Annotated in this window: 32 protein-coding genes, 2 tRNA genes and 2 pseudogenes; 12 read left to right on the forward strand and 24 right to left on the reverse strand. The window is 43.8% G+C overall.

Going from position 1 to position 25,635, the window contains the following annotated elements:
* The first annotated feature begins 344 nt into the window (after nucleotides 1-344).
* The 3 genes from AB447_RS12510 to AB447_RS12520 all read left to right on the forward strand — a co-directional run bounded on the left by AB447_RS12510 (nucleotide 345) and on the right by AB447_RS12520 (nucleotide 2,905).
* Complete coding sequence (locus AB447_RS12510; RefSeq protein WP_048354821.1) at nucleotides 345-1,730, forward strand: branched-chain amino acid transporter BcaP; 1,386 nt, start codon at nucleotides 345-347, stop codon at nucleotides 1,728-1,730.
* Between the two features lie 67 nt (nucleotides 1,731-1,797).
* Nucleotides 1,798-2,169, forward strand: coding sequence for a VOC family protein (locus AB447_RS12515; protein WP_048354820.1), 372 nt, complete (start codon nucleotides 1,798-1,800; stop codon nucleotides 2,167-2,169).
* Between the two features lie 52 nt (nucleotides 2,170-2,221).
* Nucleotides 2,222-2,905 (forward strand): SOS response-associated peptidase, encoded by a 684-nt coding sequence (locus AB447_RS12520; RefSeq protein WP_057957592.1) that lies wholly within the window; start codon nucleotides 2,222-2,224, stop codon nucleotides 2,903-2,905.
* A gap of 21 nt (nucleotides 2,906-2,926) precedes the next feature.
* On the opposite strand, the gene AB447_RS12525 is transcribed toward AB447_RS12520, so the two are convergent.
* The 7 genes from AB447_RS12525 to AB447_RS12555 all read right to left on the reverse strand — a co-directional run bounded on the left by AB447_RS12525 (nucleotide 2,927) and on the right by AB447_RS12555 (nucleotide 6,630).
* Nucleotides 2,927-3,745, reverse strand: a complete 819-nt coding sequence (locus AB447_RS12525; RefSeq protein ID WP_048354870.1) for a DUF421 domain-containing protein — start codon at nucleotides 3,743-3,745, stop codon at nucleotides 2,927-2,929.
* A gap of 76 nt (nucleotides 3,746-3,821) precedes the next feature.
* Nucleotides 3,822-4,028, reverse strand: a complete 207-nt coding sequence (locus AB447_RS12530; RefSeq protein WP_048354819.1) for a DUF1657 domain-containing protein — start codon at nucleotides 4,026-4,028, stop codon at nucleotides 3,822-3,824.
* A gap of 15 nt (nucleotides 4,029-4,043) precedes the next feature.
* Complete coding sequence (spoVAE, locus tag AB447_RS12535; protein WP_048354818.1) at nucleotides 4,044-4,394, reverse strand: stage V sporulation protein AE; 351 nt, start codon at nucleotides 4,392-4,394, stop codon at nucleotides 4,044-4,046.
* Nucleotides 4,395-5,408 carry a stage V sporulation protein AD gene (gene spoVAD, locus AB447_RS12540; protein ID WP_048405812.1) on the reverse strand — a complete coding sequence of 338 codons (1,014 nt, stop codon included), beginning with the start codon at nucleotides 5,406-5,408 and terminating at the stop codon, nucleotides 4,395-4,397.
* Nucleotides 5,408-5,887 (reverse strand): stage V sporulation protein AC, encoded by a 480-nt coding sequence (gene spoVAC / locus AB447_RS12545; protein ID WP_048405811.1) that lies wholly within the window; start codon nucleotides 5,885-5,887, stop codon nucleotides 5,408-5,410. The genes spoVAD and spoVAC overlap by 1 nt, the downstream gene beginning before the upstream one ends.
* Before the next feature lie 17 nt (nucleotides 5,888-5,904).
* Entirely contained in the window at nucleotides 5,905-6,264 is a 360-nt protein-coding gene (locus AB447_RS12550) for a YhcN/YlaJ family sporulation lipoprotein (RefSeq protein ID WP_057957593.1), read from the reverse strand.
* 159 nt (nucleotides 6,265-6,423) lie between these two features.
* On the reverse strand, nucleotides 6,424-6,630 hold the full coding sequence (locus tag AB447_RS12555) for a DUF1657 domain-containing protein (protein WP_046132023.1): 207 nt from the start codon (nucleotides 6,628-6,630) through the stop codon (nucleotides 6,424-6,426).
* A 447-nt stretch (nucleotides 6,631-7,077) separates the two neighbouring features.
* Between AB447_RS12555 and AB447_RS12560 the strand changes: the two genes are divergently transcribed.
* Nucleotides 7,078-7,446, forward strand: a complete 369-nt coding sequence (locus tag AB447_RS12560; protein WP_232517633.1) for a YolD-like family protein — start codon at nucleotides 7,078-7,080, stop codon at nucleotides 7,444-7,446.
* A 22-nt stretch (nucleotides 7,447-7,468) separates the two neighbouring features.
* Here AB447_RS12560 and AB447_RS12565 read toward each other — a convergent pair whose 3' ends face one another.
* Genes AB447_RS12565 through AB447_RS26855 form a run of 3 tightly spaced genes read right to left on the reverse strand, consistent with a single transcriptional unit; the run spans nucleotide 7,469 to nucleotide 9,163 of the window.
* On the reverse strand, nucleotides 7,469-8,167 hold the full coding sequence (locus AB447_RS12565; protein WP_048356394.1) for a hypothetical protein: 699 nt from the start codon (nucleotides 8,165-8,167) through the stop codon (nucleotides 7,469-7,471).
* Between the two features lie 5 nt (nucleotides 8,168-8,172).
* Complete coding sequence (locus tag AB447_RS12570) at nucleotides 8,173-8,604, reverse strand: protein-export chaperone SecB (RefSeq protein ID WP_048356395.1); 432 nt, start codon at nucleotides 8,602-8,604, stop codon at nucleotides 8,173-8,175.
* Nucleotides 8,591-9,163 carry a hypothetical protein gene (locus AB447_RS26855; protein WP_232517632.1) on the reverse strand — a complete coding sequence of 191 codons (573 nt, stop codon included), beginning with the start codon at nucleotides 9,161-9,163 and terminating at the stop codon, nucleotides 8,591-8,593. Before AB447_RS26855 ends, AB447_RS12570 begins: the two co-directional genes overlap by 14 nt.
* Nucleotides 9,164-9,817: 654 nt before the next feature.
* Here AB447_RS26855 and AB447_RS12580 point away from each other — a divergent pair.
* Both AB447_RS12580 and AB447_RS12585 read left to right on the forward strand, forming a co-directional pair.
* The gene (locus AB447_RS12580; protein WP_057957594.1) at nucleotides 9,818-11,464 is read left to right on the forward strand and encodes a T7SS effector LXG polymorphic toxin; all 1,647 of its coding nucleotides are present in this window, start codon (nucleotides 9,818-9,820) and stop codon (nucleotides 11,462-11,464) included.
* Nucleotides 11,465-11,481: 17 nt separating this feature from the next.
* Nucleotides 11,482-11,820: a hypothetical protein gene (locus AB447_RS12585; RefSeq protein ID WP_048355055.1), complete on the forward strand. Its 339-nt coding sequence runs from the start codon at nucleotides 11,482-11,484 to the stop codon at nucleotides 11,818-11,820.
* 64 nt (nucleotides 11,821-11,884) lie between these two features.
* On the opposite strand, the pseudogene AB447_RS12590 reads toward AB447_RS12585, so the two are convergent.
* Nucleotides 11,885-12,169 (reverse strand): annotated as a pseudogene (locus AB447_RS12590) (peptidoglycan-binding domain-containing protein); the annotation flags it as partial.
* A 427-nt stretch (nucleotides 12,170-12,596) separates the two neighbouring features.
* Here AB447_RS12590 and AB447_RS12595 point away from each other — a divergent pair.
* The 3 genes and pseudogenes from AB447_RS12595 to AB447_RS12605 all read left to right on the forward strand — a co-directional run bounded on the left by AB447_RS12595 (nucleotide 12,597) and on the right by AB447_RS12605 (nucleotide 13,990).
* On the forward strand, nucleotides 12,597-13,118 hold the full coding sequence (locus tag AB447_RS12595) for a hypothetical protein (protein WP_057957595.1): 522 nt from the start codon (nucleotides 12,597-12,599) through the stop codon (nucleotides 13,116-13,118).
* A gap of 99 nt (nucleotides 13,119-13,217) precedes the next feature.
* A pseudogene (locus tag AB447_RS26860) lies at nucleotides 13,218-13,649 on the forward strand (ImmA/IrrE family metallo-endopeptidase).
* An 8-nt stretch (nucleotides 13,650-13,657) separates the two neighbouring features.
* Nucleotides 13,658-13,990, forward strand: coding sequence for a tyrosine-type recombinase/integrase (locus tag AB447_RS12605; protein WP_232517631.1), 333 nt, complete (start codon nucleotides 13,658-13,660; stop codon nucleotides 13,988-13,990).
* On the opposite strand, the gene groL is transcribed toward AB447_RS12605, so the two are convergent.
* Nucleotides 13,991-15,622 (reverse strand): chaperonin GroEL, encoded by a 1,632-nt coding sequence (groL, locus tag AB447_RS12610; protein WP_048356183.1) that lies wholly within the window; start codon nucleotides 15,620-15,622, stop codon nucleotides 13,991-13,993.
* A 45-nt stretch (nucleotides 15,623-15,667) separates the two neighbouring features.
* Nucleotides 15,668-15,952, reverse strand: coding sequence for a co-chaperone GroES (gene groES / locus AB447_RS12615; protein WP_003179248.1), 285 nt, complete (start codon nucleotides 15,950-15,952; stop codon nucleotides 15,668-15,670).
* A gap of 225 nt (nucleotides 15,953-16,177) precedes the next feature.
* On the opposite strand from groES, the gene AB447_RS12620 reads away from it, so the two are divergent.
* Both AB447_RS12620 and AB447_RS12625 read left to right on the forward strand, forming a co-directional pair.
* Complete coding sequence (locus tag AB447_RS12620; protein WP_048356184.1) at nucleotides 16,178-16,912, forward strand: CPBP family intramembrane glutamic endopeptidase; 735 nt, start codon at nucleotides 16,178-16,180, stop codon at nucleotides 16,910-16,912.
* A complete protein-coding gene (locus tag AB447_RS12625; protein ID WP_046132142.1) occupies nucleotides 16,912-17,091 on the forward strand; it encodes a YdiK family protein in 180 nt (59 codons plus the stop codon). The genes AB447_RS12620 and AB447_RS12625 overlap by 1 nt, the downstream gene beginning before the upstream one ends.
* 37 nt (nucleotides 17,092-17,128) lie before the next feature.
* Here AB447_RS12625 and tatC read toward each other — a convergent pair whose 3' ends face one another.
* From tatC to moaC, 4 genes are read right to left on the reverse strand one after another with little or no spacing between them, the layout of a single operon-like run.
* Nucleotides 17,129-17,893: a twin-arginine translocase subunit TatC gene (gene tatC, locus AB447_RS12630; protein ID WP_096891997.1), complete on the reverse strand. Its 765-nt coding sequence runs from the start codon at nucleotides 17,891-17,893 to the stop codon at nucleotides 17,129-17,131.
* Nucleotides 17,894-17,899: 6 nt separating this feature from the next.
* A complete protein-coding gene (locus AB447_RS12635; RefSeq protein WP_048356185.1) occupies nucleotides 17,900-18,076 on the reverse strand; it encodes a twin-arginine translocase TatA/TatE family subunit in 177 nt (58 codons plus the stop codon).
* Between the two features lie 21 nt (nucleotides 18,077-18,097).
* Nucleotides 18,098-18,745, reverse strand: a complete 648-nt coding sequence (locus AB447_RS12640; protein ID WP_046132028.1) for a redox-sensing transcriptional repressor Rex — start codon at nucleotides 18,743-18,745, stop codon at nucleotides 18,098-18,100.
* On the reverse strand, nucleotides 18,742-19,254 hold the full coding sequence (gene moaC, locus AB447_RS12645; RefSeq protein ID WP_048356186.1) for a cyclic pyranopterin monophosphate synthase MoaC: 513 nt from the start codon (nucleotides 19,252-19,254) through the stop codon (nucleotides 18,742-18,744). The genes AB447_RS12640 and moaC overlap by 4 nt, the downstream gene beginning before the upstream one ends.
* A 152-nt stretch (nucleotides 19,255-19,406) precedes the next feature.
* Here moaC and AB447_RS12650 point away from each other — a divergent pair, with 152 nt between their 5' ends.
* Nucleotides 19,407-21,335 carry an ABC-F family ATP-binding cassette domain-containing protein gene (locus tag AB447_RS12650; protein WP_048356187.1) on the forward strand — a complete coding sequence of 643 codons (1,929 nt, stop codon included), beginning with the start codon at nucleotides 19,407-19,409 and terminating at the stop codon, nucleotides 21,333-21,335.
* Between the two features lie 234 nt (nucleotides 21,336-21,569).
* On the opposite strand, the gene tsaD is transcribed toward AB447_RS12650, so the two are convergent.
* From tsaD to AB447_RS12685, 7 genes are all read right to left on the reverse strand, one after another.
* Nucleotides 21,570-22,595: a tRNA (adenosine(37)-N6)-threonylcarbamoyltransferase complex transferase subunit TsaD gene (gene tsaD / locus AB447_RS12655; RefSeq protein ID WP_048356188.1), complete on the reverse strand. Its 1,026-nt coding sequence runs from the start codon at nucleotides 22,593-22,595 to the stop codon at nucleotides 21,570-21,572.
* Nucleotides 22,585-23,043, reverse strand: a complete 459-nt coding sequence (gene rimI / locus AB447_RS12660) for a ribosomal protein S18-alanine N-acetyltransferase (protein ID WP_046132145.1) — start codon at nucleotides 23,041-23,043, stop codon at nucleotides 22,585-22,587. Before rimI ends, tsaD begins: the two co-directional genes overlap by 11 nt.
* Before the next feature lie 11 nt (nucleotides 23,044-23,054).
* Nucleotides 23,055-23,747, reverse strand: coding sequence for a tRNA (adenosine(37)-N6)-threonylcarbamoyltransferase complex dimerization subunit type 1 TsaB (gene tsaB / locus AB447_RS12665; RefSeq protein WP_048356189.1), 693 nt, complete (start codon nucleotides 23,745-23,747; stop codon nucleotides 23,055-23,057).
* A complete protein-coding gene (gene tsaE, locus AB447_RS12670) occupies nucleotides 23,728-24,204 on the reverse strand; it encodes a tRNA (adenosine(37)-N6)-threonylcarbamoyltransferase complex ATPase subunit type 1 TsaE (protein WP_048356190.1) in 477 nt (158 codons plus the stop codon). The genes tsaB and tsaE overlap by 20 nt, the downstream gene beginning before the upstream one ends.
* A 7-nt stretch (nucleotides 24,205-24,211) precedes the next feature.
* A complete protein-coding gene (thiL, locus tag AB447_RS12675) occupies nucleotides 24,212-25,195 on the reverse strand; it encodes a thiamine-phosphate kinase (protein WP_048356191.1) in 984 nt (327 codons plus the stop codon).
* Between the two features lie 151 nt (nucleotides 25,196-25,346).
* Nucleotides 25,347-25,423 (reverse strand) — tRNA-Asp (locus AB447_RS12680).
* Nucleotides 25,424-25,492: 69 nt separating this feature from the next.
* A tRNA-Met gene (locus AB447_RS12685) sits at nucleotides 25,493-25,569 on the reverse strand.
* Between the last annotated feature and the right edge of the window lie 66 nt (nucleotides 25,570-25,635).

Consider the following 25,635-nt stretch of genomic DNA (forward strand, 5'->3'; position numbering starts at 1 on the left):
GTTTTCTTTTTTTGAGCATGATTCAAAGCGTTATTCCGTCCAACGAATGTGAAGAAATTTACCTCCTCTGTGATTTACGTTTACTATTAAATAAAAAAGCATTTTTATCAAGCTGGCAAATTAGACCTGGAAGGTCCAATTCGCCGGCTTATTTTGTTTTACACCAGCGGTTTTTTAGCCATACTAAAGGAAAATGTGACAATTCAGCGGCAGTTTGCCGCTTTTCTGCTTCAACCTTTTAAAGTGCAAAATTTTCTTGTTGATTATTTTCCTTTTCGACAATATAATACAAAAGTCGACATAAATAATTGTTTGAATATTTCGCTTATTATCAGGAGGAACTTATGAGTTCATTATTTAGAAAAAAATCGTTCGACAAATTAATGGAGCAAAGTGCAACGAAAAGCCTGGCCCGTTCTTTAAGCGCTTTTGATTTAGTCTTATTGGGAATCGGCTGTGTCATCGGGACCGGGATCTTCGTCATTACCGGAACGGTCGCCGCAACAACTGCAGGGCCTGCACTTATTCTGTCATTTATATTAGCGGCCATCGCCTGTGCGCTTGCAGCATTTTGCTACGCTGAATTTTCTTCTTCCATACCTGTATCCGGAAGTGTATATACGTATTCTTATGCAACGCTTGGAGAGTTTCTCGCCTTTTTGATCGGCTGGGATTTAATGCTTGAATACGTCATTGCGCTTTCTGCGGTTGCGACAGGCTGGTCGTCTTACTTTCAGTCTTTGCTTGCCGGTTTCAATCTGCATCTTCCGGCTCTATTGACAGCCGCTCCGGGAAGTGCATCAGGCGGCGTCTTCAACCTGCCGGCGGCTGCGATCATTCTGATCATTACAGCGATTGTCAGCAGAGGCGTAAAAGAAAGCACACGATTTAACAACGTGATCGTACTCTTAAAAATCGCCATTATCTTATTATTCATCATCGCCGGAGTCGGCTATGTCAAACCGGAAAACTGGTCGCCGTTTATGCCGTTCGGCATTCAGGGCGTCATTACGAGCGCCGCAACGGTTTTCTTTGCTTACATCGGATTTGACGCTGTCTCAAACGCATCAGAGGAAGTAAAAAATCCGCAAAAAGCGATGCCGATCGGAATCATCGGAGCGCTGGCGGTTTGTACTGTGCTTTACATCGCTGTTACACTCGTGCTGACGGGGATGGTGCCTTATACAAAACTGAATGTCGCCGATCCCGTGTCATTTGCGCTTAAGTATGTCAATCAGGACAGCCTTGCCGGAATTATTTCAGTCGGCGCCATTATCGGAATTACGACCGTTATGCTCGCCCTTCTGTACGCACAGGTTCGCTTAACGTTTTCAATGAGCAGGGACGGACTGCTGCCAAAAACATTTGCGAAAGTGCATCCAAAGTTCAAAACGCCGTTCCAAAACACATGGCTGACAGGCTTCATCGCAGCCGGAATTGCCGGTTTTATCGACCTGGGCACACTTGCTCACCTTGTCAACATGGGGACGCTTGCGGCATTCATGATCATTTCGATTGCCGTAATTGTACTTCGCAAAAAACACCCGAATATTAAAGCAGCTTTCAGGGTGCCGCTCGTTCCATTTGTACCGCTTCTCAGCGCCGGCCTATGCCTTTACTTGGCCCTCAGCCTGCCGCGCGTCACATGGACAGCGTTTGTCATTTGGATCGCAGTCGGTATTATTGTCTATTTCCTTTATTCGAAAAAACACAGCGAATTAAATAACTGACAAGAAACTTGACACAATGCTGTCAAGTTTCTTTTTGCATACTGTACATCAATAGGAGGCGATTGAATTGAAACTGTTGCAAATCAGGCTATTGGTGGACGATTTTAAGAAAACTGCCGCGTTTTACAAGGATATATTGGGGCTGTCCGTAAGCTTTTATGAGGAAGAAACGGAATATGCCCTTTTCAACAATGGGGAAACGAAAATCGAGCTTTTATCGCGAAAAGCGATGGCTGAAGTTGCCTGCGGGGAAGGAGAATCTCAAGCAAAATTTCTCCTTCAATTTGAAGTCGAAGATGTCGATAAGGCGTATAACCGTTTCAAAGACAACGGGATCGAGTTTGTGACCGAACCGCACGATCGCAAGGAGTGGCGGGCGCGGATTGCCCATTTTCGGGACCCGGAAAAGAACCTGATCGAAATTTATCACATGCTTTGATTTTAGAATTCCATTATTATACAATAAACAAAAACCTTCGAAGGTGATCGAGATGTGCGGCAGATTCACACTGTTTTCTAATTATGAAACAATCATCGACCGTTTTGACATCGGTCAAACGATTCCGGAAGAAGAATACAGGCCCAGCTACAACATCGCTCCCTCCCAAGAAATCCTGGCCGTCATCAATGACGGTACGGTCCATCGGCTGGGCTATTTGCGGTGGGGGCTCATCCCTCCTTGGTCCAAAGATGAAAAAGTCGGCTATAAGATGATCAACGCCCGGGCTGAAACATTATCCGAAAAACCGGCCTTCCGGAAGCCTCTTATGAGCAGAAGATGCATCATTCCGGCTGACGGCTTCTACGAATGGAAACGCATTGATTCAAAACGAAAACAGCCCATGAGGATCAAGCTGAAATCAGATGACCTTTTTTCGTTTGCAGGCCTGTGGGATAGGTGGAGATCCCCCGGCGGCGAACCTGTTTATACATGCACCATTATTACGACAACACCAAACGCTTTCATGGCGGATATTCATGACCGGATGCCCGCTATTCTTACCCGTGATCATGAAAAGGAATGGCTAAACCCCCGTCAACAGGATGCTGAACGTTTAAAAAGGCTGCTGCAACCCTACAGCTCAGATGAAATGGAGGCTTATGAAGTATCGCTATTGGTGAATTCGCCTCAAAATAATAGTGTGGATGTCATCAAGCAAAGCCCGTCTCATTAAAAGAGGAAATCCTTTTACCTGCTATTCATGTAAAACAGGCTCAAGCTTTTGGATCAAGTCTTTCAGTTTATTTGCGTTTTTGGCATACATCGCTTTTGCCGGCTTTGAGTCCGTCGCCAGAGCAAACAGTTCAAGGTCGGCTTGGCATTTTTTAATCGTTGCCAATAATAAAGGCTTTTCCTGAGGTGACGGAATTTGTAATTGGTCATCGTACAGATCGACCGTCAACTGTCCGTTTGAATCAACTTGTCCGAGGTACACATTTTCTATTGTGACGCCCAGTTTTTCAAGTTCCTCCTGCAGCCAGCGCCTGTTCAATCCGGCAATCGACAGCGGCTCGTCCAAAATTTGTCCGTCTGTGATCACGGTCTGCGGCTCTTTTTCCGCCTGGTATGGAAGCTGAAGGTCCTTGACGGTAACCGGTCTGTGCTCCTTTTTCAAGAGCACGTTTAAATCGCCGGTTTGCTCCAGGATGGCGAACTCGACCTCCGCAATATTAAAAACATCCTTCTTTCTTAAAAGCTCCAGCAACTCGTCTGTCGAGTATTTTTCTTTTTTTAAATTGTCTTCCATCACCTTTCCGTTTTTAATGAAAACCGTTCCCGTTCCTTCAAAAAAGTCGCGGAATTTCTTGCTTTTTAACGAGATCAACTCGACCAGGAAAGGGACTGCCGAAAAAATGACGACAGCAATTAAGGCGTTGATGATGCTGTTCTCAAGGCCCATAACGACCTCGGATGTAATGCCCCCGATCGTAATTCCCGCAATATATTCAAAAAACGAAAGTTCTGCCAGCTGCCGTTTCCCGAGCATCTTTGTGATGGCAAACAGAGCGAGCATAAAGATAAAAGAACGGATGACGACATCTAACCACTCAGGCACGTGTGATCCCTCCAATCTGTACAAAAATTTTCAGTCAGAAGCCTTTGTATTGATATTCCTCTCGTTCAAGCTCACCAACCCGTTTTTTCAAATCTTCGATCACATCGTCTGTTGCCATCATTGTTTCATGAAAAAGGCGTTTCGTTTCTTCATCCTGTGATTTCAGCGCCAATGCCGACAGACCTGATTCAACACTTTTTAGGCTGGCAAGGCATTGCTTGACCTGTGCTCCAACCGTCATTTCACAGGCACCTCCTTATCCTTTTGGTTTAAAAAGAAGCGCTCCAATCATTCCGAAAATGATTGCAGCCGAAATTCCGGAGCTCGTTACTTTAAACATGCCGGTGATGACGCCGATCAAACCGTATTGCTGCGCTTCTTCCATCGCCCCGTGGAACAGCTGATTTCCGAAGCTCACGATCGGAACGGTCGCTCCGGCTCCTGCAAAATCAATAAACGGCTCATACAGCCCGAACGCATCGAGCAAGGCTCCGATGACAACGAACGTACACAGCGTATGGGCCGGCGTCAGCTTAAACACATCGAACATGATTTGGCCGACGACACATATGAGACCTCCGACGACAAATGCCCAAAAAAAGATCACCTATCCTTCACCTCCGACCTCAATTGAAACAGCATGGGCAATACACGGAATCGTTTCTTTCTGCTGATATGACAGCGGCGATAACAGCGCTCCGGTGGCAACGACCAGCAGGCGTTTGATCTCGCCCTTTTTCATCCGGTTCAGCAAATGGCCGTATGTAACAACCGCTGAACACCCTGCGCCGCTTCCCCCGGCAAGAACGGGCTGTCCTTCCCTGTAAATCATCAATCCGCAATCCTGAAATTGCTTTTCCGTAATCGATGTGTCATGCTTTTTAAATAGATCCAGGGCAATCTCTCTGCCGATATGCCCGAGGTCTCCTGTCGCAATCACATCATAATAAGAAGGATCAACACCCCGTTCCTTTAAATGAGCTTCGATCGTATCGACCGCGGCAGGCGCCATCGCACTGCCCATGTTAAACGGATCAGTCAATCCCATATCGATCACTCTGCCGAGTGTCGCTGATGTAACAACAGGGCCGTCTCCTTGATCCCTTAACAGCGCCACCCCCGCTCCTGTCACAGTCCACTGTGAAGTAGGCGGTTTTTGCGAACCGTATTCCGTCGGATAACGGAACTGTTTCTCAACCGCCGCATTGTGACTCACAGCCCCTGTCAGCAAACAGTCCGCCCCCTTATGATTGACGATAAACGCCCCCAAAGCCAGGCCTTCCATCGATGTCGAGCAGGCTCCGAATAAGCCTAAATACGGCGCCCCGAGCGTTTTTGCCGCAAAACTTGTCGGCGTGATTTGATTAATCAAATCACCGCCGAGAAAAAACTGCACCCGCTCCTGCTGGATCTTCGCCTTTTGCACCGCCGCTTTGCAAGCATCCTCCAAAAGAACCTTCTGGGCTTTTTCAAAGGAATCCTCATTCAGCCAAATATCGTTGTGCAGCACATCAAAGTCTTCCGGGATTTTTCCGTTTCCCTCGAATGGCCCTCCCGACGTTCCGGTTGAAACAATCACCGGTTTGTTCTCAAACATCCAAGTACGGTGACCCGCAAGCATTACAATCCCCCCCATGTGATGAGGATTGTTTTAATCGTAGCGATCACAAATGCGGAGAACACGCCGAACAGAATGACAGATCCGGCCAATTTGAACATATTGCCGCCGACGCCTAACACATATCCTTCGGTCCGGTGCTCAATCGCCGCAGAAATGACGGCATTTCCAAACCCCGTCACAGGAACGGCCGAACCTGCGCCGCCGAACTGGGCAATCCGGTCATAAACCCCAAATCCCGTTAAAAGCATCGATATGAAAATCATCGTCGCAACCGTCGGATTGCCGGCAGTCAGCGTCGTGAAATTAAAATAATACATGTAAAACGTTTGAATCGCTTGCCCGATTAAACAAATGATTCCGCCCGTTATAAAAGCTTGCACGCAATTTTTCAAAACGGGCCGCTTGACTTCACGCTCTTTTGCGAATTGTTGATATTCCTGCATGACAGGCGTCAGATTTTTCTTTTTTTGATCCGCCATTTGACCCCACCCTCTCTCTAAGGCTTTTCCTTCATTAATTGTTTGATTTTGTTCAGCTTTTTGTTCAGTTTCTTGCTGCTCACGTTTTTGTGCTGAAGCTGCTTTTCTAATTTGTCCAATTCCCAAAAAATTTTTTGGTCGGTCGAGATTTCGATGCTGTAGCCCGGAAATTCTTTTTTTAGCATCTCTTTCGATTTTTTTTCAATATCCTTCAGCCGGAAGCGGTCCATATGTTCGACCTGCACGGCCAAAACCAGATCCTTCTTGCTGTTGGCTCCTCTGACCTCTGTAACCTCTTCTTTTTTTAATAACCGCTTTTTTGCCCGATTAGCAACCGATTGATCGGTCTTCCCATCTTTCGTACTTACATTGCGCACAGCGCCCGATTGGCCCTCGGCGGCATTTTGATCTTGACAGCCAATGGTGACGGCACTGCTAAAAAGTAAAAAAACGCAGATAAGAAAGTAATATTGAACCCCCTCACCAGCATCACCTTCCTTTCAGAGAAAAGGTTGGCGAAACCAACCTTCTCATGCTTACTGTTGTTTATATTGCGGTTCTTCTTGTTCGATTTGCTGAACGCGAGGCTCAAGCGATTGAACGATGGACTGGGTTTGTTGAGCAGCTTGCTGATAAAGCTTTTTGGCTTCCTTGTTATCGGTGTTCAATGAAAAGGTTTCCAAACTTGCCTGAGCACTTTTCAGACTGGCCACCGCCTGTTTGACCTGATTGATGACAGTCATGTCGGCTTCCCTCCTTTTTTACAAATACTGTCTCTAATTGTAGAGTGAATTATTTTTCAAATTCTATCCAAGCCAATTTTTGCAAACGAAAACATCGGGCTGGAAAACCCCGGAATGCAGAAAAAACCCTCTCCTAAAAAGAGAGGGTTGCCAATTTTATTTTAAAAAGAAAAACCCCTTGATCTCTCAAGGGGTTCCCGCGGGTGGGCTTACATCATGCCGCCCATAGAACAACCGCTTTCACGAACATACATTCCCATACACAAACTGATTTTCCTTGGAATGTGTTGTCTTTTACTGGAAATCGATTTCAGAGACATACACCTTCAAATTTCGAAAACGTGACCGATTTTGTGACCAAAATAGATAAAACACTGTTTCCATTAATTCACGATTGAAAATAGAACAAATGTTCTTATATAATCATCTCAGAAGGAGATGAACACCATGAGAGACGACAACCTTAAAGATCGAGGCACAATTAAATGGACAGCGATGATGTTGCCGGAACACGTCAGTTTGCTTCGAGAGTTAGAAAGCAACCATAACAGGGTGAAAAAACCGGTGCTTGACATGACCCAAATTGAAGACATGGAAAGGGTAATATGTGAGGCGATGGAGTTTAATATGCCGGTGCAGTTCGCTGTATTTAAGCAGCTGCCGTTTTTAAACGGGGCCGAAACCGGGGAGATCATTTATATAGAAGGAAAAATCCATTACATAAATCAGATCCGCAAGGTGTTTCATGTCGTGGATTCAAAAGGAGACACCAATTTCATTAAATTTGAGGATATTGTTAAAGTAGAGGCAAAATAAAAAGCTCACCTTACGGTGGGCTTTAAGCACTGATTTCTTGCAGACTAATTAATTTATAAAAGTCCTCTTCTGGATACTGTTCCTCCATCGACATTTCCATAGCTTCCAAAGTATCAGTAGAAACAAAATACACGCTATGATCTATATCTCGTTGGGACAGTTCTGTATTAAGATATTTCATATAGCTCATTTCTTTACATCTAACCTTATCTGGCCTTACTTTGCACTCAAAGAATTCTCCGTACTTACCGTCCCAAAAACCAAGGTCAACTGAAGTCCTGTGAGAGCAATTAGGTCTACTACCAGCAAATGGGCAATTATATCTAATTCCTTGTTTCTTAGAGTCATCTATAACAAAGACTTGCGCTCCCCATCCAAAAGTTTCAGAACGTAAAATCTCTTTTCCAAATGCACCTAAAAGTAATCCCTCTGCAAGAGATCCTCTCAACTTATCTATATCATCCTTATCACTACACGTACTAAAAGCGTTCGTTAAAATTTGACACAACTCTAAGCCGCCATCTCTAAATTTAGAGAAGGTTGTCCGAACTATATTTAATTGTTTTGGCATATCTTTTATAGTCCATCGCCATGAATTTCTAATCACTTTGCAAAATGTTATTACGTAACTTCTTTTAACAGAAAAATGTTCTGCTATTTCTATAACTGTCGGGACAATAACTTGATCCACTCTATCAGTTCTAACGAAATCAACACGCATAACCTTTATTCCATTCCCTCTGAATTATGTTTAATACTTTCTAATATATCCATTGTTGGAATAGTATAGATAGGCAAATTCATTCTCGCTAACAGGTTTGCGACACACTCTCTAGCGTAGGGAAGGAGCAATGGAACAACTTGATCATAGTTATATCTTTCAAAATCCTCTTTATTAATATTTGTGTCTAGAAGTTTAGTTTCACCTTGAAATACTACTTCAATTGAAAAAGGCCCCCCTTCTTCAAAATGAACTTTTGTATGTAGTTGAATCAATGCCTTAGTATCAGAAACAACATTAACTGCTCTATTCAGAACAAGCGAAAGTTGTTCATCTTTAACACCCTTATCATAGTTTTTACAATTAATAGATAATAGTTTCACATTACTTAGTTGAACTGATGTTCTAATAAATTTATAGTAATCAAGCGCACTCATATAAAGTTCCTCCTATAAAAAAAGGATCTGCATTAATAGCAGATCCCGAAATTGATGTCTTTAATGCTTTCTCTTCTATCGTATAGCTTGCAATTACCCTGTAATCATATTTTTTATTTTCTTGTGGATAATAATCTTCTTCGTAAGATGCTGAAACTTCCCTTGAGGAAGCTATATATTCTGGCAAACTGTTTACAAACGATATTATACAACTTCTAACTTCTTCTGGATCTGAAAAATCCATCTCACAACTCAGTACATATTCATCGTATTCAACCATTGCAATAAACTGTTCATTGTCAGGTAGTTTGTTGAAGTTAATTTTCTGAAGACGAGGCAACCCTTTTTCTAATATCCATTTTAAGAATGTTTCATCCAAAGACTCATGATTATTTTCTTCGTATGCTATCTTTACCAACTCAGTAATGTCTTTAGATTTACGTATAGAAAAGTATTTATTTAAAGCATCACGGCACAATGTCAACATCCTGTCGACAGAAACATTGACTTTGGTTTCTTCGTAATTCGACTCTAATTTAAACCATTCCCTTATAGACATTCCAAGCACCTCCAATCAGATAAACTAACAATTATACCCGAATTAAAACACAACTGCAAGTGGTAAATATTTGTTTATCTTGTCTTAATATACTACAGCATCTCACAGTTTACAAGCAGAATGTTTGTTTGCTTTATGTTTACCCCTTATAAAGCCTTTTAAATCCTATGATAGTCGCGAATAAATGATTCTGCATCATTTTCGACAGTTGTTTCAAAAAGTATTCAGTTATCAGCTTTTTTGTTAAAAAAATAATTTATCCCCTTCACTATAAGGTGACAAACGTATGACAGACAAAGGCTTCTTCAAGAGACCTTTTCCCTCACAATTTCTTTTGTACACTAAACCTTCAACTTCTTAATTTGTTAAGTGATTAAAACCGTATAAAAGACAACTCTAATGCTCAAATAAATCTATTTAGGTTATTCGGATGCATTGTGGTTATTCGAAGGAAGACAACCTTATTAATTTTGAGGATGTCGTCAGCGTGGAAAAAAAATAGACCCCCTCAACAAAGGCAGAGCGCTAAATGGTTAAATTTATCTATATCGAAAGATTCATTTTCATGGATGAACAGGATTTATTCCCCAATTTGTTTCCGTATAGTGGTAAACTCTATACTGATTGTAATCAAATGTATTAGAGGAGAATGCCATGAAGACTCTTGATGTCCATGCGTTGCACCATGCAATTGATCAAACGCTGGAACAATTAAAACAACAATCAGACGAAATTGCCAACCTCAAAAAAAGTGTTGACGGCATCACATCTCTTGACGATGCTTTAAAAGGAAAAGGCGGCGACGCGATCCGAGCCTTTTACGAGGAATGTCATACCCCTTTTTTGCGGTTCTATGAAACTTTTGTTGAAGAATATCAGTCAACGCTGAAAAAAATAAAAAATGCACTGAACTCCCTTGAACCGAATCACAACGGATTTATTTCGCAAGCCTTTCTCGAACACGATCTGGAACAAGGTTTGAACGCAGCTGATCAAACAACGAAACATTTAGTTTCCAAAGCCAACGCCGCGATTGCGAAAGTCAGCCATATTGTTGATTTGCCGGATTTGAATGACAACGATTTTCATGAACAGAATAGAAAAGCTTTGAAAGACATCAATCAGACCATCGAAAAGCTGCATACGTTTGACCGCGAACAGACTAATGCACTGAAAACAGCCGAAAACGATCTGGAGACAATGCAACAATACATTAAAAGACTCGAGAAAATGTATACCGGGCCGAAGGTTGAGATTACCGGCTATCAAAAAGGCTCGATTTTAAAGTCAGATGAAGAACTGATGTTTAATAAGCAGGTTACCGGAATGAATGGCGATATAGATAACGTTGAACCTTCACCAATGGAAATCATGCTGAAAAAACTGGCTGGGCAAGAAGAGACTGAAGTTGATACGGTCGCTAAAGCAGACCATTCAAAAAAAATAGACACAGGTATTCGCGTCATCAATGGTAAATTGTATAATGTTAAAGGATATAAGAAGATTGGCACTGTGGACGTCACCGATGAAATCGGAACAGGTAAGAACTTCACAGGCGGAAAATACACTCTTTATTCTAACGGCCAAGTTGTACGAGAATACATATCCGGCGGAGAAGTTAAGTATGAGGTTGTCCGCTGGATTGAAAAAAACAGAGAGAAAAACCTCATGGATACCATAAGAGACAGCACCAGAGAGATGGTGAGCTCGACAGGTGTAATTGGAGAACTTTTCATTGTCAAAGATGCTTATAGAGCCATTTTTGGTATCGACCCCGATACAGGAAAAGATATTTCCACTGGGGATCGAGTCATTAACGGTGTCAGTGTGATACCCGCCGGCAAATTAGCCAAAGTCGGAAAATATGTTTTTAAAATGATTAAAGGGGAGAAGGCAGCTAAAAAAGTTTCGGGGATTGAAAAAGGTGCAAAAACACCTTCTTATGGAAAACAATCTGTACCAAAGGGACCGTACCGTGAAGTAAATGGTTTCCCTGCAAAAGTAAAACCAGGAGCTCAGGAAAAACATATACCTGGAACACCAAACTACAAACAAGAAGTTGCCAATGGGAAAAAGAAAAGCATATTTTACGGAGATAATAAAAAGGCGCAAGAATTGCTTGATAAATATGCTGGTAAAGGAGAAATCTTGAAAAACGGAAGGGAAGTTGTAGACTTCGGTCAAAAAATAGGAAAGGCATATGACATGAAAACCGGGAAATATATAGAGACTACCAGAGGTACAATACATTATTCAAAAGACGGTGCTCATATAGTTCCTGCAAAACCATTAGAACCATAAGAAAAGGATGAATACTCATGGAATATAACTCTTTAATAAAAACATTAGATGAATATGGGGGTAAAGAACTGAGATTAGAATGGGAAAATGGATTAAAGATTATCGGTAAGCCAGACACGCTTTTCGAAACAGATAATGGATTAGATGATGATGATATCAATTACACTGAATATTATGCAGTTGCCTTTAGAGTGAATAATATTATATCCCACCCTACTAAAAACGAAGGCAGTGTCTATGATTGGTTAAGGCAAGAGAAAAGCTCCCTAGTTGAAATATCTCTTTATGATGATCCCCCATGTGCAATTTATTTAGCGGACGGCCAAAAAGTTTGGGAAATAGACAGTGATGAATAACAATTGACAAGCTGGAATATATAAAAAGGCTACAAAGCAGGCCCCTTTTAGAGGCCTTTTTTTATTACTTCAGTAAGGATTCAAGTTTTGCTTTTGTCTTCGGTCCGTAAATGCCATCCGTAGACAGCCCGTGCATCATCTGGAACCGTTTGACCGCGTTCGCCGTCTTCGGTCCGTAATAACCATCAATACCGTTATTTTTGGCACCCTTGTCCGGGTAGAAATAAAGTGCAGCTAAAGCCTCCTGAATCTGCCGGACGGCTGTTCCTTTCATCAGTGGGCTTTTCACTTTATAGATGCCGGACGGCAGCGTATACTTTTTTGTTGTTTTCTTTTTAGTTGAGGATGCCGGCTTTTTATCTGGTGTTGTTTTAGAAACCGTTTTATTGCCAAGTAGGCTACCTACTTTTTCCTGAATGACGAAAGTGGCTTGAATCGCTCACCCACGGCGCCGGGGTTTGAAAGCAGAGAATTTGAATTAATTTTGAAAGAGATTCAGGCGATTAATAACCGCCTATCTTGAAATTGCAACCAAAGAAGACATCAAAGCAAAAACATCAATTCAGATAACCTTCTTCTTGAAGAGATCAGCCCCCTTAAAGAAGACGTCATCTTTGTTAATCGCAAGGTAGCCGATGCAGAATTCGAGATTCATACATTAAAAGCACACAAACATCAGTTAGACTTTTGTCAGAATTGGTAAAATTCTGTTGAAATGTCATGTATTTTGCCCTATGATAAAAGATGTACATACATATGAACTGGGGGGCTTTATTTTGAAGAAATTTTTAGTCTTATTTTTATCTCTTGGTCTTGCTCTGGCCTTAGCTGCCTGCGGATCAACAGATGACGTATCAACAGGGGCAGACAATTCCAAAGACAAGAAGACAGAAGAAAAGAAAGATGACGGGTCTAAAAAAGTTGATGCAAGCAAACAAAAAACAGAAGCTTTAGGAATGAAGATCAACCTAGGCGATGTTAAAATTATGAAAGATAAAGTTAATGTAGGAATCAACATTGAAAACACTACAAAAAAACAGTTACACTTCTATCCTGACCAAGGTAAAGCAGTAGTGGGTGACATGCAGTTAGACGCTAATATGTTCTTAACCGACGGTCAAGTAGGTGGAGACGTCGAAGGCGGCGTAAAACAAGATGGCGTACTTGAATTTACTGTACCTGAAGGTAAAGAAATCGATGTTAACAGCGTGAAAGAGGTTAAACTAAAATTCGGTGATGTTACAACTGAAGACTTTATGAAAAATAAAGACGTATCATTCACTGTTCCTGTGAAGTAATTGATACATAAGAAAATCCCTATTTGCAGGGATTTTCTTTTATATAAAAAACAGAACATATATTCCTATTAATCATTGACATTTAAGGGGGAATTCATCTTGGTGTATACGAACAGTCATTTAGAAGATTGGATTGAAAACTTGTATAAAAGAATCAACATCACAACACCCGAGCAAATTAATTTCGAACTCATCGCCGAGCTGTTAGGAATCAGAGTTTATTTCAAGCCTTCTCCGTCTTTTTCCTCTTTAAATACAATGATGTGTATACGATTTCATTAGATAGTCGGAAAATCCGCTGTGAGCAGTGGGATGACTTTGCACACGAATTGTGCCACCTCTTCAGGCATGAAGGAGATGAAAAAATAATGCCAAAATTTTTGGTCAGATTATCAGGAAGGACAAGCAAAGGATTATCAAATGAGACAGAAAAAGAGAAGGCTCCGATCACGCATTAAACCAGAAGAATATCATGACGAAAATTTTGCTTTCGCAAGAGAAAACGGATACCCTTCCTTCCAAAGAATATGATTGTGCGTATGGAAAGGCTGCTTGAAAAAACGTCTATTATGAAGCATGCAACGCCCCATATCTTAAGACACACACATATTAGTATGCTGACTGAGGACGGCGTAGACCTACCAACAATCATGAAAAGGATGGGATATGATGACATTAGAACCACAATGAAAATTTACACACACGTCACTGAAAAAATGAAAGAGGATGCTTCACAAAAAGTCCAGCAGACTTTCGGAAGCATCCTCAATATGGATTTCATAAAGAAATGTTATCAAAATGTTATTTTTTTGAGCGTTTCTGATGAAATCAACGGTCAAACCCTTGGTATACCAAGGGTTTTTGCCGTTTAATTACATCATTCCGCCCATGCCGCCCATGCCGCCCATGTCAGGCATGCCGCCGCCTTTGTTTTCTTCAGGCTTGTCGGCAACAACTGCTTCAGTTGTCAGGAACATAGCCGCTACTGATGCAGCGTTTTGCAGAGCTGAGCGTGTAACTTTTGTAGGGTCTACGATACCTTTTTCGATCATGTTGACCCATTCTCCTGTTGCAGCGTTGTAGCCGATTCCGACTTTTTCGCCTTTCAGGCGTTCAACGATGACAGATCCTTCAAGGCCGGCATTGTGCGCGATTTGACGGATTGGCTCTTCAAGAGCGCGAAGAACGATGTTCACACCAGTCAATTCGTCGCCTTCTGCGTTGATTTCAGCTACTTTATTGTATACGTTGACAAGAGCTGTACCTCCGCCTGATACGATTCCTTCTTCTACCGCAGCGCGGGTAGAGTTGAGGGCGTCTTCGATGCGAAGTTTGCGTTCTTTCAGTTCTGTCTCAGTCGCAGCGCCGACTTTGATGACAGCTACGCCGCCTGCAAGTTTCGCAAGGCGCTCTTGTAATTTTTCTTTATCGAATTCAGAAGTTGTTTCTTCAACTTGAGCGCGGATTTGGTTGACGCGTGCCGCGATTTGTTCAGCATCTCCGGCGCCTTCAACGATCGTCGTGTTTTCTTTCGTAACGACGACTTTAGAAGCGCGTCCCAATTGGCCGATTTGAGTTGATTTAAGGTCAAGACCTAAATCTTCTGTGATTACTTCAGCACCTGTCAGGATAGAGATGTCTTCAAGCATCGCTTTGCGGCGGTCGCCGAATCCAGGAGCTTTAACAGCCACTGCATTGAATGTTCCGCGGAGCTTGTTGACAACAAGCGTTGCAAGAGCTTCGCCTTCAACGTCTTCAGCGATGAGAAGCAATGGTTTGCCTTGCTGAACGACTTGCTCAAGAACCGGAAGGATTTCTTGAATGTTTGTGATTTTTTTGTCAGTGACCAGGATGTACGGGTTCTCAAGAACCGCTTCCATCTTATCGGAGTCAGTCACCATGTAAGGAGACGCATATCCGCGGTCGAACTGCATACCTTCAACAACTTCAAGTTCAGTTGTGAATCCTTTGGATTCTTCGATTGTGATGACACCGTCGTTGCCAACGCGTTCCATCGCTTCGGCGATCAGGCTTCCGACTTCTTCGTCAGCAGCAGAGATAGAAGCAACTTGTGCGATAGACTCTTTGCCTTCGATCGGTTTAGAGATTTCTTTCAGGTTTTCTACTGCTACTGTAACAGCCTGCTCGATTCCTTTACGGACGCCCACAGGATTAGCTCCGGCTGTTACGTTTTTAAGGCCTTCGCGGATCATCGCTTGAGCAAGAACAGTCGCCGTTGTCGTACCGTCACCGGCAACATCGTTCGTTTTGCTGGCCACTTCAGCAACAAGCTTTGCACCCATGTTTTCGAACGCATCTTCAAGCTCGATTTCTTTCGCGATGGTTACACCGTCGTTTGTGATAAGCGGAGAACCGAATTTTTTCTCAAGAACGACGTTGCGTCCTTTAGGTCCCAACGTTACCTTTACAGCATCCGCCAATGCATCTACACCGCGCAGCATGGAACGGCGTGCTTCTTCGCTAAACTTAATATCTTTTGCCATGTGATTCGAACCTCCTCAGGATTATATAAAGATTTTATTTAAGACTTAGCCGATAACAGCTAAAATGTCGCTTTCACGCAGGATTAAGTAGTCAGTACCTTCGTATTTCACTTCAGTACCGGCATATTTTGAGAAGATGATGCGGTCGCCTGTTTTTACTTCTAATGCCACGCGTTCTCCGCTCTCTAATACACGGCCTGAACCGGCAGCAACCACTTTACCCTCTTGGGGTTTTTCTTTTGCGGAGTCAGGAAGTACGATTCCGCTAGCAGTTTTTTCTTCAGACTCAACGAGCTCAATGACAACGCGATCACCTAATGGCTTTAACAATGAAACAACCTCCTCAATATTTTCATATGTAATTTTAGCACTCGCACTCATTGAGTGCTAACACAATTCTTATAATAAAGAATCTCCCTGGCAATTTCAAGTGATAAGTCTAAAAATTTTTGCGCTTTCAAGTTTCCGTTTTCTCCTTCCCATCCGATAATTTAATAAGAGTGTGTTACAATAAATGTAGTCTGCTTTAGATTCTAGAAAAGGAGTACATACGGCTTGAGAAAACAATACTGGTTTATTATTTTGACATACGTCCTCATGCAATTGTCGTCCATCGTCGGCGTGCCTCTGCTCTACCTGCTCGGCGTAGGAAAAGGACAGACTCCCGTTCAAGCAAAGCTGACGCTGACAAGCGTATGGTCAGTCATCGCCTTTTTGCTCTGTCTCGTCATCGTGCTGCTGATTTTAAGGACAGTGCCGAAAACAACGCTTCGAAACAGGCCGAAAGCATCGATTGGGGCATCTGTAGCCTGGGCGGTCGGCGGCGTTTTTCTCGCGCTTTTTGCTCAGTCAATCGCTGCCATGATTGAAATGAAGCTATTCGGGGCCAATCCCGAGTCGGAAAATACGCAAATGATCATGAAATTGATTCAGGCATTGCCGCTCATGGTCATCGTCTCTTCTGTGTTCGGCCCCATTCTGGAAGAAATCATTTTCAGAAAGATCATTTTCGGAGCTATATATGAAAAAACGAATTTCTTTATCGCTGCTCTCTTCAGCTCCGTCCTTTTCTCGGTTGTCCACATCGATTTCTCACACTTTTTAATCTATGCGGCAATGGGCTTCACATTCGCTTTTTTGTACGTCAGGACAAACCGGATTATCGTGCCGATCTTTGCCCATGTCGCCATGAATACGTTTGTCGTGATCATACAGACATTTCAGGGCCAGATTCAGGACTATTTGGAACGGGTTGAAAAAGTGCTGCTGATTATCGGAGGATTTTTATGATGAGAAGCCCGGTGTTTTGGGGCGTGATGTATTTTTTGACGGGCGTGCTGTTTACGTATCTGGCAGCGACCTCTCCGGGGAATATGTGGTCGTTCTACACCATTCTTCTGATGTTGTTCGCCGCCTATAACATCAGCATTTCCTTCAAAATGTTCGCCCTTTCAAAGCGGAAAAAATAAAGGAAAAAGAGCCATTCTCTCAAAAAGAGATGGCTCTTTATTTTAAAAATGACTGATTGGCTTCCTGGATGACGGCTTTCTGCGCTTTCCTGTAGGAAATTCTCGAAATGACGATGCTGATTTCATACAGGATCAAAAGAGGCGCTGCCACCATAAAATCGGACAACATATCAGGAGGCGTGATGAACGCCGCGATGACGAACAAAAAGAAGTATGCATACTTCCTGATCTTAGCCAACAGCATGGGCGTCACCAATCCGAGCCTTGTAATGAACATAATGATCACAGGCATCTGAAACAATAAGCCGAAAGGAATCGTCAGCTGTATTAAAAACTGAAAATACTCATAAATTCCGATGACTTGATTCACCTTGAGGTCATCGGAAAGATTCGTCATAAATTCAACTACAAACGGAAATAAAATAAAATAAGAAAAAGCAATGCCGCCTAAAAAAAGTATGATCGATACAGGAATATAGCTTAGCGTCACTTTGCGTTCTTTTTCATACAGCCCCGGGCTGATAAAAGCCCACAGCTGGTATAAGACAAGCGGCGCTGTCATCACAGCGCCGATAATGACAGCGAACTGCATGTATACCAAGAGTGGATCGGTCAGTTTAAACGCGTTCAGCGTCAGCAGTTTCGCTTCATCGGTCTGCTGCAAATAAAGAATGATCGGCTTAGCCAAGAAGAAGCCCGCCATGACAAAAACGGCAAAAAAGAAGGCAATGAACACGAGCCGTCTTCGCAGTTCAATAATATGTTCCAGAAGCGACATTTCTCTTCCCTTCATCAATGTCATCCCATCCTACTGATCTTCTTTCTTTTTTTCGCTTTCGTCGTCTGCCAGACCTCTTGTTGCGTTTTTAAACTCCCTTAGTGTCCTGCCTGCTGCCTTTCCCAGTTCAGGAAGTTTTTGCGGACCGAAAATCAGAATCGCCAAGATAACGATTAAAATAAAGCTTCCAGGACCGATTGTCGGCATGTAAAAGCCTCCCCCTTTCCGTCATTTTTCTTCTGTCATTGAATAATGCTTCAGAAAATATACCAATGACTGAAGTTCAACCGCTAAATCTATATGATGAATTCGAATGTGTTCCGGCACATTCAAACGGGCCGGCGTAAAATTGAGAATGCCTTTAATACCGAGCGCAACAAGCCTGTCCGTAATGGGTTGGGCGGCCTGGGCCGGGACCGTCAAAATCGCGACGGGAATATCGTTTGTCAAATGCTTTTCAAGGTCATTTAAATCGTATACGGGAACGCCTCCGACTTCTTTTCCGATTTTGCTTTCATTGATATCGAAAGCCATTGAGATTTTCGTATTGTTGTTTTTAATGAAGTTGTAATGGAGAAAGGCTGTCCCTAAATTTCCTACGCCGATGAGCGTTACGTTTGTCATTTCATCCTGGTCGAGCGTCTTTCTGAAAAAGGACAGCAAGTAATTCACATTATAGCCGTAGCCTTTTTTGCCGAGTGCACCGAAATATGAAAAGTCCCTGCGAATCGTGGCAGAATCGACTTTTACGGCATCGCTCAATTCAGCGGATGAAACACGCTGCTTTCCGGATGCATGAAGGTTTTTTAAAAAACGATAGTATAACGGCAGCCGCTTTGCTGTCGCTTGCGGAATTTTTGAATGATCCAAGTTCATAAACGATCCTCCATGTTTACATCAGCTTTTTCCCTTTTATAGTCACCGCTTTTCCCGCCTGTTTTTTCAGCGAGATAGGTCGGTCCTATCACCATTCCCTTATCCGCAGCCTTGCACATGTCATAGACGGTCAGCGCACATGCGGAAACTGACGTTAACGCTTCCATTTCCACACCTGTGCTCCCTTTTGTCTTGACTGTTGACTGAATATGCAGGATGCTGTTCTGGTCTTTTTCTTCCCATCGAAAGGCGATGTCGACTCCCTTCAGAGCGATCGGATGGCACATCGGGATGATGTCGGACGTTTGTTTTGCCGCCATGATTCCGGCCACCTGAGCCACAGCCAGCACATCGCCTTTCCCCATCTCCTGGTTTTTGATTTTTTCATGCACGTCCCTTTTCATAGACACGCTTGAGAGAGCTACAGCAGTTCGCACTGAAGCTTCCTTTTCGCTTATATCAACCATCTTGGCTCTGCCTTGTTCGTTAAAATGCGTAAATTGGTTCATAATAAAAAAACTCTCCTTAATAAAGATCATACACTATTTTTTTCAATCTGTCTTTTCCTTTTGGTTAAAATCTTCCAGACTTCACTTAATTGTTTGCTGACTGCTATCTGATAGGCTACACTAAAAATAGCAAACAAGAGGTGAAATAAATCATGATGATTTTACAAGTCAATCAGCTCTCAAAATCGTTTGGAGCCGATTCCATTTTAACGAATATAAAGCTGGAAGTCAGATCTCGGGACCGGATTGCAATCGTCGGGCGCAACGGAGCCGGAAAATCGACATTTTTGAAAATTATCGCCGGCAGGCTGTCTTATGAAAAAGGGGACATCATCAAGCCGAAGGATTTAACAATCGGCTACCTTGATCAGCATTCGGGACTCGATTCAAAGCTTTCAATAAAAGAAGAATTGCTGACTGTATTCGATCATCTGAAAGCGATGGAAAAAGAGATGCGCTCAGTCGAAGAGCAAATGGCGCATGCTGCGCCGGACAAGCTTGAATCGTTAATGAAAACGTACGACAGACTGCAGCAGGAATTTAAAGATAAGGGCGGCTACCAATATGAAGCCGACGTCAGATCTGTGATCCATGGTCTCGGATTTGCCGGATACGACGACTCCGCGCGCGTTCAGGATTTGAGCGGAGGACAAAAAACGAGGCTCGCTCTCGGAAAAATGCTTTTGACCAGACCTGACCTGCTCATTCTCGATGAACCGACGAACCACCTTGACATCGACACGCTTACCTGGCTTGAGCAATATTTGCAAAACTACAGCGGAGCGATACTCATCGTCTCCCATGACAGGTACTTTCTTGATAAGGTTGTCACCCAGGTGTACGAAATATCCCGCTCCAGGAGCAAAAAATACAGCGGAAACTACAGCGATTATCTGAAATTAAAAGCTGAACAGCTTGAAAAAGAAATGAAGCTGTATGAAAAGCAGCAGGATGAAATCGCCAAGCTCCAGGATTTCGTCGACCGCAACCTGGCAAGGGCATCAACGACAAAGCGCGCGCAAAGCAGGCGCAAACAGCTTGAACGGATGGACGTCATGGATAAACCGCTCGGCGACGAAAAATCGGCCTCCTTCCGTTTTGACATTGCCCGGCAAAGCGGAAACGACGTCCTGCGCGTTCAGGATTTGACGGTCAGCTATAAAGATCAGCCTCCGCTCCTCCGCTCGCTCTATTTTCAAATTTCGCGCGGTGAAAGCGTAGCGCTTGTCGGCCCTAACGGAATCGGCAAATCGACCCTTTTAAAAACGCTGATTCAAAAGCTCAAACCCCTTACAGGCACGATATCAACCGGTTCACACGTCTCGATCGGCTATTACGACCAGGAGCAGGCTGAACTGCATTCGTCCAAACGCGTGCTTGACGAGCTTTGGGACGACTACCCCGGAATGAATGAGAAAGATATCAGAACATGCCTCGGGAATTTCCTGTTTTCCGGAGACGATGTCTTAAAGCCTGTTCACTCCCTGAGCGGCGGCGAAAAAGCCCGGCTCGCGCTTGCGAAGCTGATGCTTCAAAAAGCCAATTTTCTCATTCTTGACGAGCCGACAAACCATCTCGACTTGGACAGCAAAGAAATATTGGAAAATGCTTTGATCGATTATCCGGGAACGATTTTATTCGTGTCCCATGACCGCTATTTTATCAACCGCATTGCAACAAAAGTATTCGAGCTTTCACCCGAGAAAGTGGAAGAATATTTAGGGGACTACGATTATTATACGGAAAAAAAGGCCCAGCAGCTTGAACTTAAAGCACTGGAAAAGCAAAATACGGACGAGCAAAGCAAACCCGATACAGATAAGGCCAAAACAAAGCGGAGCTATGAAGAAGAAAAGGAATGGAAGAGAAAAGAGCGGCAGCGGCAGCGCCGCATAGACGAAATCGAAACGCGCATCACGGCCATCGAAGAAACAATTGAACAAAATGAGGAGCTGCTTTGCGAACCCGGCATCTTTCAAGACCACGAAAAGGTTCAAGAGATCAACTCTGAAAACGAGCGTCTGAATAATGAACTTGAGCACTTATTATCCGAATGGGAAACACTTTCTACAGAAGAATAAAGATCAAAGCCGCTTCAATCGATGAAGCGGCTTTTTTATCCACAAAACAAACCCTTTGTTTACAATAAAGAAAGCGATTTACCCACAATATCCACAAAAAATATAATATTTATTCACATTATTAACAAGTAAAAAAGCTCTATATAACAGGTTTTTTAATATTATTAACATGCCTGTGGATATGTGTTGACAAGCTGTTAATAACTAAAAAACCTCACGGTGTGTGAGGTTTTTTTAGTAAGATGTCAGCTCCAAGCCGGGCTGGCCATTCATATCATATTTTCCCCTGATTCCTTTTTCGAAAGCGACGGTTCCTGCCGCTGCAATCATAGCCGCATTATCAGTGCAAAGCGAAAGCGGCGGAATAAGCAGCTCGATGTCCGGATATGCGGAAAACGTCTCTTCAAGGGCCGTTCTAAGCCCCTTGTTTGCCGCAACTCCTCCGGCAAGCATAACCTGTTTGACCCCGTAAGCCTCGGCAGCCCTCTTCGTTTTCGTTACAAGCACGTCGATGACGCTTTCCTGGAAACTTGCGGACAAGTCCTCCGGTGATATCGTTTCCCCTTTTTGCGAGGCGTTGTGAAGCGTGTTGATCACCGCTGATTTAAGGCCGCTGAAGCTGAAGTTATATGAGCCCTCTTCAAGCCAGGCCCGCGGCAATGGTACGTTTGCTTCGCCTTTTTGGGCGAGCCTATCAATATGAGGCCCTCCCGGATAAGGAAGCCCCATCGTTCTGGCTACTTTATCGTACGCTTCTCCAGCCGCATCATCAAGCGTTTCGCCGATCACTTCAAATGAACCGTGTTCCTTCATATACACAAGTTCTGTGTGCCCGCCTGAGACGACCAAAGCAAGCGCCGGAAAGCGAAGCTCCTGGACAAGCCGGTTGGCATAAATATGGCCTGCAATATGGTGAACGCCGACAAGCGGAATCTTGCGGGCAAAGCTCAGTGCTTTCGCTGCGTTTACGCCGATCAGCAATGCGCCGACAAGCCCCGGGCCTTCGGTTACCGCGATTGCATCAATATCGTCAAAAGACATGCCTGACTGTGAAAAAGCTTCCTCAAGCACGATCGTCATCTGCTCTACATGATGTCTTGACGCAATTTCCGGAACGACCCCTCCAAAACGTTTGTGGCTTTCAATTTGCGATGCTACAACGTTTGTTATAATGTCTGTACCGTTTTTTACGATGGCGGCGGCGGTTTCATCACAGCTTGTCTCAATTCCCAATACATACAAATCTTTTTTATGATTCATTCAGTCTCACCCACATTAATAAAGCATCTTCTCCGTTATCAGTATAATAATTTTTGCGAATTCCCCCCGGCTGAAAACCGAGTTTTCGATATAAGCTTTGGGCGATATGGTTCGACACCCTCACCTCTAAAGAAAGCTGCGCTGCTTTTTTCATCAGGCACAGTTTCATGGCGGCTTTTAAAAGCTCTTCTCCGTAACGGCGCCCCCGATATTCAGGCAAAACGGCAATGTTCGTAATCTGCGCATCATCCAGCACAATCCAGATCCCGCAGTATCCGATGATTTGCTCTTCTACTTCAAGGACGAGATAATGAGCATACATATTGTGATGGAGCTCATGATAGAACGATTCTTTTTTCCAAGGGGACGAAAAAGAGCGTTTTTCGATTTCATACACTTGATCGACATCATTTGATTTCATGTCACGTATGACCATTTGAGTATTCATGGCTCCACCCGCTATTTTTGTTTTTCCAGCCATTTGGCTTCCGCTTCTGCCAAACGGATATAGTTTGGCACAAGGCCGTGCTTCGGCTCGGGCTCTTTCCGCTCCCCGATCAAGGCCAATTCGGAAGGCCGGGGAAGGTGAAGGGAAGCGCCTCCGATCACCGCTTGCGTACCGAGTATCTTTTCGATCACCTCTTGATGAATGTCTGTATCATTTCCTAAAAACAGCACTTGCTGCTCAATGTCTTTCAGCTTTTTCAGCCAATCTTCAAGCAGAATATTTTGATCGTCTTCCAAGGCCTCCAGCCTGTTATTGTCGTCATAGCGGTACAATCCTGTATAAACCTGTCCCCGCCTTGCATCAAACAACGGACAGATGACGCCGGAGAAAAAATGGCCGTTGGCGGCTAACACTTCCAGGCTCGAAACAGATGCCACGGGAATGTTCAACGACCAGGCCAGCGTTTTGGCTATCGTGACGCCGATACGCACTCCGGTATAAGATCCAGGCCCTTTCGCAACTGCGATTTTGCTCAGATCAGAAGGCTCCAGGCCGCATTCCTGAAGCAATTCATCAATCGCAGGCATCGCCCGGACGGAATGATTTTTTTTCAGGTGTGATATGTGCTCGGCAATTACCTTTCCGTTCCGGACTAATGCAACGCCAAGCGTCAGATTAGATGTATCAATCGCTAGTGTCGTCATGTTCGCTTATCTCCCTGCAAAGTTTTTCATACCGATTGCCTTTTGGCGTCAATGTGAGCTTCCGCTCATCTCCGCCGAGCCTTTTGATGACAACCTCAAGGCGTTCTTCGGGAAGCTGCTCTTCGATCAAATGGCCCCATTCGACAAGGCAGACCCCTTCCCCTTCAAAATATTCATCCAAACCGAGGTCTTCTGTTTCGTCTTCCATTCTGTAAACGTCCATATGAAACAGCGGAAAAGCACCTTCCCGGTATTCTTTTATGATCGTGAAGGTCGGACTGTTGACAACCCGCTGAATCCCGAGTCCTTCAGCAAAGCCTTTTGTAAAAGTCGTTTTTCCGGCTCCGAGATCGCCCTCCAATGTAATGACATCCCCTGGCTGAACAAAGCGCGCCGTAAGCCGGGCGATGCTCTTTGTCTCTTCGGGTTCCGTCGTTTTCCATTCCAATGTTTTCAACTTTATGTCACCTGTCTTGTCTAAAATGATTATAGCCTTTTTTCTCAAGGAGAATGCGGTCTTGCCCTCGATAATAGAACACGTTTGCTTCCCCGGATCGGCTGACGCGCCCGATTTTGTAAACGGGCACTCCACAGCTCGTGCATTCCTGGTCAAATCGCTCCCATTGATCGCTTGAAATCGTACCGACAAGTTCAAAATCCTCGCCGCCGAACAAGACCCACTCTTCCCATTCTGAACGCAGCTTATGTAAATCCGAAGATCTTGGTATCAAATCTTGATAGATGTCTATGGAAACACGGCTTGCTTCAGCAATTTCATTCAATTCGCTCGCAAGTCCGTCACTGATATCGTTAAGCGCAACGCTTTGATAACGGGAACAGATCAAACCGGCTTTGACCCGTGGCACAGGTCTCTTGTGCCGCTCTATAAAATGCTCAACGAGACGGTCATCCTCTGCAGATTGTTCTCCCAATAAAAATGACAGCCCTGCTGCTGATGAACCAAGTTCTCCTGTCACAAAGACGATATCTCCCGGTCTGGCATGGCTTCGCAAACAGGCTTTTCCTTTTTCGACCTCACCGATCACCGTAACCGTAATGACCATTTGTCCATGAGTCGATACGGTATCACCGCCGATTACATCCATTTGGTATAGTTTCGCCAGTTTGTTCATTTCTTCATACATCGCCTCAATATCGGTTTCGCGCCAACCTGAAGGAACAGCGATGGACACGAGGTAAAACTTTGGGATCCCCCCCATTGCTGCAATATCGCTAATATTGACAGCCAACGCTTTATATCCGATATCAGCAGGCGTTGAATGTGACGAAAGAAAATGAACACCGTCTACCATCGTATCGACACATACGATTTCCTGGTATCCCTTTTTTGACTCGTAAACAGCGGCATCGTCTCCAATACCGATTTCGATTTCCCGGTGAAAAAGAGAGCGCGGCGTGATTCTGTGTATCAGCTCAAATTCGTCCATAAGATAACATGCTCCTTTAGTGCTTAAAGCGGCAATAAAAAACACTAACAATAGTTTATCGAATTATCACCAATAAAGAAAGCTTGGCAGAACCAAGCTAAAAAAAAGCATAAAAAAAAACGAAAACATCATGATTTCGTTTGTGTACAAATGGCGGTCCGGACGGGACTCGAACCCGCGACCTCCTGCGTGACAGGCAGGCATTCTAACCAACTGAACTACCGGACCATTTTTAAATTTTATGTATAAAATATTTCGGTTGTACCCTTCGGGCACTCCTCATTTAATAAGTAATTTTGGTTGCGGGGGCAGGATTTGAACCTGCGACCTTCGGGTTATGAGCCCGACGAGCTACCGAACTGCTCCACCCCGCGATGAAGAATATGTTAAAAATAACAGCTTGGCGGCGTCCTACTCTCGCAGGGGGAAACCCCCAACTA

The sequence above is a fragment of the Bacillus glycinifermentans genome, assembly GCF_001042475.2.
Lineage (GTDB): Bacteria > Bacillota > Bacilli > Bacillales > Bacillaceae > Bacillus > Bacillus glycinifermentans.